Here is an 11,911-nt window from a genome sequence, read left to right as displayed (position 1 = left end):
TCGATAGCCGTTGGGGGAAAACGTACTCACTGTGACCAGAACGCGACGGTCAGGACTTGACGCACGCGTGACCGACGTTCCATCCTGCTCCCACAAGAACCGACAGTGATGTCGGTTAGGGTATCGAAGGAGTCTCCAATGTCGGATGACGTCCACTCGTCGAACCACACCGGCCCCTCGAACGGCCACGATCCGCGCATCGGCCGGCGCCGGTTCCTCGGCTCCCTCGCCGCCGGCGCGACAGTGGCCGGCGCCACCGGTCTCGGGATCACCTCCGCGACCGAGGCCGCCGCCGCGCCCCGGTCGGTACGCCGCGCCGCCGGTCGTCGGGTCGCGGTCTTCGGCGGCGGCATGGGCGGCCTGACCGTCGCCCACGAGCTCGCCGAACGCGGCTTCCAGGTGACGGTCTACGAGCGGAAGGCCTGGGGCGGCAAGTGCCGCAGCATGCCCGTGCCGGGCACCGGTACCGGTGGCCGGTTCGACCTGCCCGCCGAGCACGGGTTCCGGTTCTTCCCCGGCTTCTACCAGAACCTTCCGGAAACGATGAGCAGGATCCCGGTGCCCGGCGGCACCGCGAAGGACAACCTCGTCTCCGGCGAGGAGGAGGTCGCCTTCTACCGGGGCACCACGCTGCGGCTGCCCGCGCGGGGCAGCCTCATCGGTACGCTGTCCCCCGACTCCCTGCTCGCCTTCCTGCAGACCGCGATCTCGCTCGGCACGCTGGTGCCGATCGACGAGATCCTCTACTTCCTGCAGAAGATGATCGTGTTCGTCACGAGCGGTCCCAAGCGCCGCCTCGGGCAGTGGGAGAAGCTGAGCTTCGCCGAGTTCGTCCAGTCGGCGAGGATGTCCCAGAACTACCGGGACATCCTCGTGGACATGTTCACCAGCACCCTCGTCGCGGCGAAACCGGACAAGGCGAACGCCAGGACCATGGGGCTCATGGCCGAGGCATGGGTTTACAGCACGCTCGGTCTCGGCGGCTACAGCGCACCCGACCGGGTGCTCAACGCGCCGACGAACGAGGCGCTCGTCGACCCATGGGTGGACTACCTGCGCACCCGCGGGGTCACGTTCACCATGGGCGCCACCCTGACCGAACTCCAGGTCACCAACCGCACCATCAGCGGCGCCCGCGTCTCGACCAGCACCGGTGACACCGTGGTCGACGCCGACCACTACGTGCTCGCCGTCCCGGTCGAGCGCGCCATTCCCCTGCTCAGCAACGACATCCTCGCCGCGGACCCCAGTCTTGCCAGGATCCGGAACCTCACCTGGGACTGGATGAACGGCGTCATGATGTACCTGCGGAGCCCGCTGAACCTGAGCAAGGGACACGTCGCCTACTCCGCCCAGCCGTGGGCGCTGACCTCCATCAACCAGAACCAGTTCTGGAAGAGGAAGTTCGCCACCACCTACGGGGACGGCTCTGTCCAGGACTGCCTCTCGATCGACGTGTCCGCCTGGGACAAGCCCGGTGTCCTCTACGGCAAGGCGGCCAAGAACTGCACGCCGACCGAGATCATCGCCGAGATCAAGGAACAGCTGCGCCGGTCGATCCCCTTCGGTCCGTTCGCCCTGCCGGACGCCATGATCCATTCCACCTTCATCGACCCCGCGATCACCGCGCCCGGCACCCCGGGCGTCGCCAACGACGAACCCCTGCTGATCAACTCGCCCGACTCGTGGAACAGCAGGCCGGAGGCGACCACCGCGATTCCCAACCTCTACATCGCCTCCGACTACGTCAAGGCCAACATCAACCTCGCGACGATGGAGGGCGCGAACGAGGCCGGTCGTAAGGCGGCCAACGCGATCATGGACAACACCGGTGGCGGCATGACCCACGCCACGCTGTACGACCTCTGGCTGCCGGAGGGTTTCCAGGGGATCTTCGACGACGACGACCGGCGGTTCGACCTGGGGCTGCCCAACGCCTTCGACACCGTGCCGCTGCCCAACCCCTGATCAGGCGCGCCACGGGTGCCGAGGCGCAGGGGCCCGCACCCGTGGCGCGTCACCCAGGCTCGTCTCGCCGACGCGAATGCCCACGATTGGACCAAAGCCACGATGACCGGCACCTACCCACAGCGGTTCCGCGAGACCGAGCCCGTCAACCGCCGGATCGGCCGCCCGTTGCGGCGGCTGATCCGACTGCACGACCCCGACCCCGCGCTGCTGGACACGATCGGCAGGCGCCTCCACGCCCGGGACGAGCCCGGTGCCGCGCTGGCCCGGGCGATCACCAGCCGGAACCCGGACGATCCGGACAAGGTCTCGATGGCGCAGTTCACGCAGGCGCTCACCGAGGGGATCGAGCGGGTACCCGACGCGGCGCGGCCGCTGCGGGACTTCTTCTCCGCGGTCGACACCGTCCCGGACTGGGTGGACTTCGACCTGGTCAACGACGGCGGCCGGGTCTTCCGGCGCTTCGGCCGCAACGCCGCCGATGTCCTGCTCCAGCTGTCCCTGATCGGGTCCTACCGGTTCGGCGGCGCGGCCGACGTGCTCGTTCAGACCGGGGCGCTGACCGGCTCCAGGACCCGCCGCAGGCTCGCCGAGACCCAACACTGGGCCACCACGATCTCCGGGCACGACGCGATGCGGCGCACCGGCGCGGGCTTCCGGCTCACCGTCCACGTCCGTCTCATGCACGCACTGGTCAACTACCGGTTCGAAACCCGAGGGGAGTGGGACACCGGCCGGTGGGGGCTGCCGATCAACCGCTCCGACCTCGCCGCGACGCTGGGTCTGTTCAACGCCGTACCACTCCTGGGGGTCCGGCTACTTGGCGTCCGCGTCACCCGGGCCGAGTCCCGCGCCGTGATGCACATGTGGCGATACGTGGGCTGGCTGCTGGGCATCGACGAGGACTGGCTCCACCACAGCGAACGTGGCCAACACCGGCTCAACTACCACCTGCTGCTCACCCAGAGCTACGGTGGGCCGTCCGGGCCGCCCTTGGCGAGGGCCGCCGTCGACGCCCAGCGCTCCCTCCATTTCCGGCGCTTCGCCCGCCAGCGCGGAACGTACGCCCGGGAACGGCTGCTCAGCATGCTCGGCTACTTCATCGGCCGCAAGGGCGTGCACGACCTGGAGCTCCCTTACCGGCTTCCCTGGGCCATCCCGCCGCTGCTCGCGCTCAACTTTCTTCGCTACCACGTCCTGGGCCGTAGCGCCGCGGGCCGCCGCTACCTCGAGCGCCGCGGCGACCGGTCCTTCCGGAGGATCCTGCACCAGTACTTCGGCGACGACCTGCCCGAGGTCGCCGAACTCCGGTGACGGGGGACCGCCCTGGCGCGCCGCCCGTCCGCGTGGCGGCCGATACCGGCATCGACGTCGGCTAAGGTGCTGGTGAGCGGGCAGAGGGAGGGGCATGGCGGACACGACACGGCCGGGCCGGTCTCGCCTGCGGGGGCCACAGCGGCGGGCGAAGATCCTCGAAGCGGCGCTCGACGTGCTCGCGGCGACGGGCTATCACGCGACGGCGATGAGCGCGATCGCCGAGGCCGCCGGAGTCACCCGATCCGTGCTGTACGACCACTTCCCGAACAAGCGGGTCCTGCTGCTGTCCGTGCTCCAGGAGCAGAACGCGGCGCTGATCGAGTACGTCGGCGCGCGCATCACCGGCACCGGCGCGCCCGAGGAGCGCATGCGTGCCACGATCGACGCGTACTTCAGCTTCGCCGAGTCACAACCCGCCGCGCGGCACCTGCTGTTCGACTGGTCCGACGAGGACGACGCGGAGATCCAGGCCGTTCGGTGGGGCATCCGGGAGGCCCGCACCCGGGCGGTGACCGCGCTGCTGTCCCCGGACCTGCGGCGGATCGGGCTCGGCCCCGACTCCTCCGCAACGGAAGCCGTCGTCGAGCTGCTCATCACCGGTATCGACGGACTGGCCCAGTGGTGGGCGCGACGCGGCGAGATGACGCGGGACGAGCTCGTCACGGCGGCGATGCGGCTGCTGTGGCACGGGCTCGACCCGCGCTGTTGAATCCTCGGGGTACTACAGACCGTAGGTCTTCCCGATGATGTCGCGCTGGATCTCGCTGGTCCCACCGTACACAGTGGACACGACCGTACCGCGCAACAGGCGCTCCATGCCGTACTCCGTCGCGTAGCCGTAGCCGCCCATCATCTGCATGCCGTCCAGCGCCATGGCCTTCGCGACCTCCGTGGCCTTCAGCTTGGCCATCGAGGCCTCGCGTGGCAGCAGCCGGGCCGGGTCGGCCGCGATCCGGCGCGCCACGTCGTGCACCAGCAGGCGGGTGCACTCCAGTTCCGTCGCGTGGTCGGCGAGCCGGTGCCGCAGCGCCTGGAAGGTACCGACAGGGCGGCCGAACTGGTGCCGCTCCCGCACGTAGGTCACGGTGTCGTCGAACGCCCTGCGTGCGGTGCCGAGCATCAGGCCGGCCAGGATCATCCGCTCCATGTTCAGTCCGGCCATCAGCTGGCGCCAGCCCTTGTCGACCTCGCCGACCACCGCGTCGTCGGGCAGGAAGCAGTCGGTGAAGTACAGGTCGTTGACCTCGCGGCCGCCCATCGTGTCGATGCCGTGCACCGCCAGGCCCTCGGCACCGGCCGGCACCAGGAACATGGTGAGCCCGTCGTGCTTGCCGCCCTCGGTGGAGGTGCGTGCGACGAGCAGTACGTGGTCGGCGAGATGCGCGTTGGAGCACCAGGTCTTCTGGCCGTTGACCACCCACCCGCCGTCGTGCCGTGCGGCCTTGCACGTGAGCGCGCCGACGTCGGACCCGGCGCCGGGCTCCGACATCGACACCGCCAGCACCGTGCCGGCGAGGAAGTCGCCCAAGACGCTGCGCTTCTGTTCCTCGGTGCCGAACTTCTCGATGGAGGCGGCCGTGATCGCGGACGTGCCGAACCCGTTGATCGGCGCCTGCCAGTAGGCGGTGGTCTCCAGGAACAGAAGCAGTTCGACCATGCTCTGCCCGGCACCGCCGTAGGCCTCCGGCACCGCGACACCGAGCCAACCCAGGTCGGCCATCTTCTTGTACAGCTCGGCGTTGTGCAGTGTCTCGCCGCCGTCGGTGAGCTCGAGCCACCGCTCGCGGGCGCCGACCTCGCGTCCGCAGAAGTCGTCGATCGCGGTCACGAAGTCACGCTGCTCGTCGGTCAGGGTCACGTCGCCGAACCTCCCGTGTACAGTTCCTCGATCACGTCGGTGTAGCGCTGCTCGATCACTCGTCGCCGCAGCTTCAGCGTCGGGGTGAGCTCACCGCTCTCCGGGCCCCACGCGTGGTCGAGCACGCGGAAGGACTTCACCTGTTCCGGCCGCGACAACGCCTCGTTGGCCCGCGCGACCGCGGCGGCGAGCTCCGCGTGCACCCGTGGGTCGGCCGCCAGGTCCTTCAGCTCCACAGTGGACAGACCATTGGCCGCCGCCCAGGCCGGCGCGGCCTCCTCGTCGAGCACCAGCAGTGCGGTCAGGTACGGGCGGCGTTCTCCCACGACGACGGCGTAGCCGACCATCGGGTGTGCCCGCAGCAGCGACTCCACCTTGCTGGGCGCGATGTTCTTCCCGCTCGCGGTGATGACGATCTCCTTCTTGCGGTCGGTGATCCGCAGGAGCCCGTCGTCGTCGAACGTGCCGATGTCGCCGGTCGGCAGCCAGCCGTCCGCGTCCACCGCCGGCTCGATCCGCCCGTCGGCGCGCAGGTAGCCGAGGAACACGAGCGGACCGCGCACCTCGATCTCCCCGTCGGCCGCGAGCCGGACCGCCATCCCCGGCACGGGCAGTCCGACCGTGCCGGCCCTGTAGTGGTCGGGGAGCGTGCTGGTGGCCGTGCCCGTGGTCTCGGAGAGACCCCACACCTCCATGATCGGCATGCCCAGGCTGCCGAAGAACTCCAGCACCTCGGCCGGGACCGGGGCGGCGCCACTGCCCAGCCGGGTCGCCTCGGCGAGCCCGAACCGTTCGCGCAGCGGCCGCAGCATCGCGGCGTCGGCCCGCTCGAGCTCCATGGCCAACTCCGCGGGCAGCGCGGCGCCGCTCGCACGGATCCGGTACGCACGCGTGGCCAGGGCGCGCGCGTTGTCCAGCGCGGCCCGGCGCTCCTCGTCCATGCCGGACAGCGCCAGTCGCGCGACGGCGGCGAACTTCTCCCACACCCGTGGCACGCCGAAGAACCCCTGCGGCCGCACCGCGGCCAGCGTGGCGGGCAACTGGCCGGGATCCGGGCAGATCGTCACATGCCCCGCCGTGTACACCGGAAGGTACATGCCGAGCACACGCTCGGCGATGTGCGCCAGCGGCAGGTAGGCCACCGTCCTGGGGTGCGGCGGCGTCGGCTGCGCGAGATTCGTGAACGCGCACTGGTAGAGCACGTTCCGGTGGGTCAGCACCACGCCCTTCGGGTCGCCGGTCGTACCCGACGTGTAGATCATCGCGACCGGGTCGTTCTGGCCGGGCTCGGTGAGCGGCGCGTCGTGGCCCGCGGCGACCAGGTCGGCATAACGCGCGTGCCCCGCACCGTCGAGCACCACGACCGCGGTCAGCGTGGGCATCTCGGCGAGCGCGCGGGCCCAGCGGGCCCGTTGGGCCGGTCCCTCCAGCACCACGACGGTGGCCCCGCTGTGCAGTGCCACCTGCCGGATCTGCTCGGGGCTGAGCGTGGCGTAGGTCGTGCACGGGATCGCGCCGACCGAGACCGCGGCGAAGTCGACGACCCAGTGCTCCGGGCGGCTCGACATGTCGATCAGCATGCGGTCGCCGCGGCGCAGGCCCAGCGCTGCCAACCCGCCCGCGACGGCTCGTACCTCCTCCCCGACGTCCCGCCAGGTTCGGGTACGCCCGTCGGTCCCGGTCAACGCGGGTCGGTCGCCGTGCCGGACGGCGTTGTGCCGCAGCAGGCGCGGCAGCGTCCACGCGCCGACGGCGGCGCTCACCTGTTCCGCAGTGATCATCCGCCCGCCACACCTCCGCACCTAACCGACATTGGTGTCGGTTGACTAGGGGCAGAATGGGACGTCCGCCGGTCCGGCGTCAAGCCGCCGGGCCCGAGTCCGAACCCGCGGGTCCGTGCCTGGCCGCAATTCGCACCGACGTGTCCGCGCAGAGCATGGCCACGACCGACCATCGCTTCCTACCGTTCGCCACATCGTCGGGATCCACGTCGAGCAGGAGACCAAACGAATGGGGCAGCCGTCCATCGCCATCGTCGGCAGCGGCTTTTCCGGCATCGGCCTGGCGATCAGGCTCAAGCAGGCCGGTTTCAGCGACATCACCATCTTCGAGAAGGCCGGTGATCTCGGCGGTGTCTGGCGCGACAACACCTACCCCGGCGCGGCCTGCGACGCACCCGCGCTGCTCTACTCGTACTCGTTCGCCCCCAACCCGAACTGGTCGCGCCGTTTCGCCGAGCAATCCGAGATCCTCGACTACCTGCGCTGCTGCGCCGACGAGCACGGGGTCACCGGACACATCGTGTTCGGTGCGGAGGTCACCGACGCCGACTTCGACGCCGGCGCCTGGCGGATCCGCACCCGGGACGGCCGCACCCACACCGCCGACCTCCTCGTGTCGGCGTGCGGGCAGCTGAGCCGACCAGCCCGCCCGGCGCTCCCCGGCCTCGACACCTTCGCGGGCGCGACGTTCCACTCCGCGGAGTGGGACCACACCGTGGACCTGCGCGGTCAGATCGTGGCCGTGGTCGGCAACGGTGCCAGCGCCATCCAGTTCGTGCCCCGCATCGCCGGGGACGTCGCCGCGATGCACGTCTTCCAGCGCACCCCGCACTGGATCTCGGTGAAGCCGGACCGCAGCTACCCCCGGCTGCGCGCGGTGCTGAACCGCCGCGTACCGGGCCTGCAGAGGCTCTCGCGGCTGGCCGTGTTCGTGTGGTTCGAACTGTTGCTCAACCCCGGTCTCGTCTCCCCGAGGGGCCGCCGCGTCCTGTCCGCCCACATACGACTGCTGTGCCTGCTGGCCCTGCGCTGGGTGCGTGACCCCGCGCTGCGCCGCCGGCTGCGTCCGCACTACGAGGTGGGCTGCAAGCGGGTGCTCACCTCCAACGACTACTACCGGACCCTCAACCGTCCCAACGTCTCCGTGGTAGAGGACCCGATCGTGGCGGTACGCCCGACCGGGGTGGTGACCGCCCGCGCCGAGTACCCCGTGGACACGATCATCCTCGCCACCGGGTTCCGCTCACACGACTTCGTCGCGCCGATGCGCGTCACCGGCCCCGACGGCCGGGAGCTGAACGAGGTGTGGCGCGACGGCGCACGTGCCTACCTCGGTCTCGCGGTCAGCGGCTTCCCGAACTTCTTCCTGATGTACGGCCCGAACACCAACGTCGGTTCCGGCTCCATCGTCCACATGCTGGAGAGCCAGATCGCCTACGTCGTCCGGGCCGCACGGGTCCTGCGGGACGGCGCCCGCACGTTGGACGTACGCGCGGACGTGCTCGACCGCTTCGACGAACGGACACAGCGGCGGCTCACCACGACGGTGTGGAACACGGGCGGCTGCGACAGCTGGTACCTCGACGGCCGCCGCAACACCAACAACTGGCCCGGCTACATGATCGAGTACCGGTTCCGCACCCGCCGGTTCCGGCTCGCCGACTACGTGATCTCAGGAGGCTGACGTGCGAGTGGGAATGTCGCTGACGTACAGCGGAGGGTTTCTGGAGGCCGTGGACGACCTCGTCGAGTACGAGGCGGCCGGGTTGCAGATCCTGTTCGTACCGGAGGCGTACACCTTCGACGCGGTCAGCCAGCTGGGCTACGCCGCGGCCCACACCAGAACCGTGGAGATAGCCAGCGGCATCCTCCCGATCTACACCCGCACCCCCACGCTCACCGCGATGACCGCGGCGGGCCTGGACTACGTCTCGGGTGGACGGTTCACCCTGGGGCTCGGCGCGTCCGGCCCACAGGTGATCGAGGGCTTCCACGGCGTCGCCTACGACGACCCGCTCGGCCGCACCCGCGAGGTCGTGGACATCTGCCGCCAGGTCTGGCAACGCGAGAAGGTCAGCCACGTGGGCCGGCACTACCAGGTCCCAATGCTCCCCGACCTGGGCACCGGCCTGGGCAAACCACTACGGCTGATCAACCACCCGGTACGCGAGCAGATCCCGATCATGCTCGCCGCGATCGGCCCGAAGAACGTCGCACTCGCGGCCGAGATCGCCGAAGGCTGGCAGCCCATGTTCTACCGCCCCGAACAAGCGGACACCGTCTGGGGCGACGCCCTCGCCGCGGGTGCCGCCGCCCGCTCCCCGACGCTCCCACCCCTCGACATCGTGGCCGGCGCGCAACTGGCCATAGGCGACGACGTCGACGGGCTGATGGACATCCCGCGCCACCAGCTCGCCCTCTACCTCGGCGGCATGGGCGCCCGCGGCCGCAACTTCTACCACGACCTCGCCGTACGCTACGGCTACGAGGGCCAGGCCGGTCTGGTCCAGGACCTCTACCTGTCCGGCCGCAAGGCCGAGGCCGCGGCCGCCGTCCCCGCCAGCCTGGTCGCGGAGACCAACCTGATCGGCCCCCGCGAGCACATCGCGGAACGGATCGCCGCGTACGCGGCCAGCGGGGTCACCACCCTCAACCTCACCCCCATCGCACGGCACCCGGCCCAACGAGTCCGGGACATCGCCCTGGTCAGAGAAATCGCCGAAGGAATGTGACACACGTGCGGCGGGCTGGGCCATCCAGACCCGCGGCCGCTGGACAAGGTGCGTGCGGACGCTCCCGTCGTGGTCGCGTCGGCGCCGGAGAGGCCGCGACCCCGGTCGGGAATGACTCCAGTCATCTCAACTGATCCACTGCGGACAGACTTGAACGCGCCCACGCGGCATGCGCGAGGGGAGGTGCCGTAACGCTCGGCCAGGCCGGAGGGGAGCGCGTTGGCCAGTTCGATAGGTTTTCGGACTCTGCGGAGAACATCCTCGGCGGTGGGTGAAGCCTTCGACTGGTCAAGCGCCTACCAGAACGGATTCAACTGGCGAAATTATGGCGATGACAACGCGTCTCGAAGCGTCAGAAGAAGGAACAACCTGGTGAAACGGAGCGCTCCGACCTGCACCGGCAGCCGCCGTCGTAGGTCAGCGGGTCGCTGCCGCAACTTTGACAAGGTAGGGGTCACTGGTTCAATCCCAGTATCGACCACCAGTTATATAGACTGGTCAGACGGCCTGTTGATGATCATCACCGACAGGCCGTTTCTGCGTTGTGTGAGCAAATTGGGAGCAACTGATCTTGACCACACTTGCGATTAAGCTTGTTTTGGGCGCTCCGTTGTCGCTGTTGCGGCAACTCCACGCGGTCACAACTGCCCTGCTCGACCCCGCCTTGATCTCGGCCTGTTTCGCTGACATCGGCGTGTGGAACCGGCGGGGCGACCACACGCCGCGAGTCCTGTCGTTGGCAGGGCGTCGAGTGCACGGCGGTCTTGTCGAACTGCTCCAGCGGGCACATGACCGCGATCGCGGGTTCGACGTGGTGGCCTGTGTCGACGAGTCACGACTGCCCCGGCGGCTATCCGAGCACCAAGCAGTTCTCCAGGAGTTCGCGGAGTGCGGAGTGCGCGTCGCCACCCTCACCACCGCCGTCCCACAGGACTTCTCGACATCGCCCACCTCTTCGTCGCACGCATGGCCGTTCGGGGCCTCGGACCAGTCGGCCGAGGTGCACAACCTGATGCGCCAACTGATCTGCAGCCCGACGGCGGGCACACGGGGTGAGGTGCGATGACGAAGAAGCACGACGGCCACCGACGCCCGCCCGGCCGCGACGATCCGACAAGGCCGTCGTCCGCTGCTGGTCGGCGTCGAAAAAGGACCGCGGAGCAGTTCGAGCCCGAGGCGCCGGAAGTGGTCTTTGACGTCCAGCTCCTCGACGGACCCGAAGGCGAAGCGCTCGCGCAGCAGCAGGCGCGCGTGCTGAGGGAGGTGACCGAATGGCTGGCCCAGAACTCGTCCGCAAGTGGGCGGACGACCAACCAGTAGGCGCCCACGCAGCCCCTATCGCCGTCACGACGACGACACCGGAGCCGCCGAAGCGCGTCCCCGGCTGCTGCGCTTCGCTTGGGCGGGGCGCACGTCGACCTACGACCAGCAGGACCCGACCCTGTCATTGCCCCGGCAACTCCGAGCGTCGCAGCTCGTGCTGCCTGAGGACGCGCTGATCGTGGCGCACTTCTATGACATCGAGTCCGGTCGCAAGGAACTCGCCGCCCGCGGCAAAGGCACCGCGCACGAGCAGTTCGGCATCCCCATCCCGCGTGACGGCGGCATCCAGGACCTGCTTGCCGAAGCCGAACGCGTCGACCGGCGTTTCGACTTCGTCATCTGCGAGTCCATCGACCGCATCGCCCGCCGCACCTACATCGCCACCGACATCGAGAACCGCCTCGAAAGCGCCGGGGTTCGACTGCTCGCCGCCGATGAACCGTTCAACCTCGCCCACAACGGCACCGGCCGCAAAGCCAAGGTCGCCACCCAACTGCTCACCCGACGGGTCAAGCAGGGCATCTCCGAGTTCTACGTGGTCGAGATGCTGGAGAAGTCCTGGGACGGCATCGCCGTGCACACCGAGGAGGGCTTCAACATCGGCAAGCCGTGTTACGGGTACCAAGCCAAACACGTGCCGCACCCGGTCCCGGCCAAGCGAGCCAAGGGCCAGAAGAAGACCTTCCTCGAGCCCAACCCGGCCGAGGCCCCGGTCGTCAAGCGGATCTTCAAGTGGCGGCTGGAGGAGCGCCTCGGCTACCAGCCCATCGCTGACCGACTCAACCTCGACCTGGCGACCAACCCGCCGCCCACACCGAACACTGTCAAGTACCGGGTGGGGCTGTCAAGTTTTCGGTGTAACTGGATTTTGAATTTGGTTAGTTGCGGCCGGTGGACAGGCGTCCGTCGAACGCGAGGTCGAACGCGTTGAG

10 protein-coding genes are annotated in these 11,911 nt (G+C 69.3%); 8 read left to right on the top strand and 2 right to left on the bottom strand.

Annotated features, from left to right (window positions below; all coding sequences use genetic code 11):
* Positions 1-138: 138 nt before the first annotated feature.
* The 3 genes from CLV71_RS37635 (at position 139) to CLV71_RS37625 (ending at position 3,994) form a co-directional block, all read left to right on the top strand.
* The gene (locus tag CLV71_RS37635; RefSeq protein WP_133907696.1) at positions 139-1,968 is read left to right on the top strand and encodes a hydroxysqualene dehydroxylase; all 1,830 of its coding nucleotides are present in this window, start codon (positions 139-141) and stop codon (positions 1,966-1,968) included.
* Positions 1,969-2,070: 102 nt separating this feature from the next.
* A complete protein-coding gene (locus CLV71_RS37630) occupies positions 2,071-3,282 on the top strand; it encodes an oxygenase MpaB family protein (RefSeq protein ID WP_133907695.1) in 1,212 nt (403 codons plus the stop codon).
* 94 nt (positions 3,283-3,376) lie between these two features.
* A complete protein-coding gene (locus CLV71_RS37625; protein ID WP_133907694.1) occupies positions 3,377-3,994 on the top strand; it encodes a TetR/AcrR family transcriptional regulator in 618 nt (205 codons plus the stop codon).
* Between the two features lie 12 nt (positions 3,995-4,006).
* Here the strand turns inward: CLV71_RS37625 and CLV71_RS37620 are convergent, their stop codons facing one another.
* Together CLV71_RS37620 and CLV71_RS37615 are read right to left on the bottom strand one after the other, a co-directional pair.
* The gene (locus tag CLV71_RS37620; protein WP_133907693.1) at positions 4,007-5,143 is read right to left on the bottom strand and encodes an acyl-CoA dehydrogenase family protein; all 1,137 of its coding nucleotides are present in this window, start codon (positions 5,141-5,143) and stop codon (positions 4,007-4,009) included.
* Complete coding sequence (locus CLV71_RS37615) at positions 5,140-6,924, bottom strand: AMP-dependent synthetase/ligase (protein ID WP_133907692.1); 1,785 nt, start codon at positions 6,922-6,924, stop codon at positions 5,140-5,142. Before CLV71_RS37615 ends, CLV71_RS37620 begins: the two co-directional genes overlap by 4 nt.
* 229 nt (positions 6,925-7,153) lie before the next feature.
* On the opposite strand from CLV71_RS37615, the gene CLV71_RS37610 reads away from it, so the two are divergent.
* From CLV71_RS37610 to CLV71_RS37590, 5 genes are all read left to right on the top strand, one after another.
* Positions 7,154-8,608 carry a flavin-containing monooxygenase gene (locus CLV71_RS37610; protein ID WP_133907691.1) on the top strand — a complete coding sequence of 485 codons (1,455 nt, stop codon included), beginning with the start codon at positions 7,154-7,156 and terminating at the stop codon, positions 8,606-8,608.
* A 1-nt stretch (position 8,609) separates the two neighbouring features.
* Positions 8,610-9,656, top strand: a complete 1,047-nt coding sequence (locus CLV71_RS37605; protein ID WP_133907690.1) for an LLM class F420-dependent oxidoreductase — start codon at positions 8,610-8,612, stop codon at positions 9,654-9,656.
* Between the two features lie 571 nt (positions 9,657-10,227).
* Entirely contained in the window at positions 10,228-10,722 is a 495-nt protein-coding gene (locus tag CLV71_RS37600; protein WP_133907689.1) for a recombinase family protein, read from the top strand.
* Positions 10,719-10,976, top strand: coding sequence for a hypothetical protein (locus tag CLV71_RS37595; protein ID WP_133907688.1), 258 nt, complete (start codon positions 10,719-10,721; stop codon positions 10,974-10,976). Before CLV71_RS37600 ends, CLV71_RS37595 begins: the two co-directional genes overlap by 4 nt.
* 157 nt (positions 10,977-11,133) lie before the next feature.
* Positions 11,134-11,910: a recombinase family protein gene (locus tag CLV71_RS37590; RefSeq protein WP_243867150.1), complete on the top strand. Its 777-nt coding sequence runs from the start codon at positions 11,134-11,136 to the stop codon at positions 11,908-11,910.
* The last annotated feature ends 1 nt before the right edge of the window (position 11,911 follow it).

The organism is Actinophytocola oryzae, assembly GCF_004364325.1.
Classification (GTDB): Bacteria; Actinomycetota; Actinomycetes; order Mycobacteriales; family Pseudonocardiaceae; genus Actinophytocola; species Actinophytocola oryzae.
This window is presented reverse-complemented; position numbering and strand designations above follow the sequence as displayed.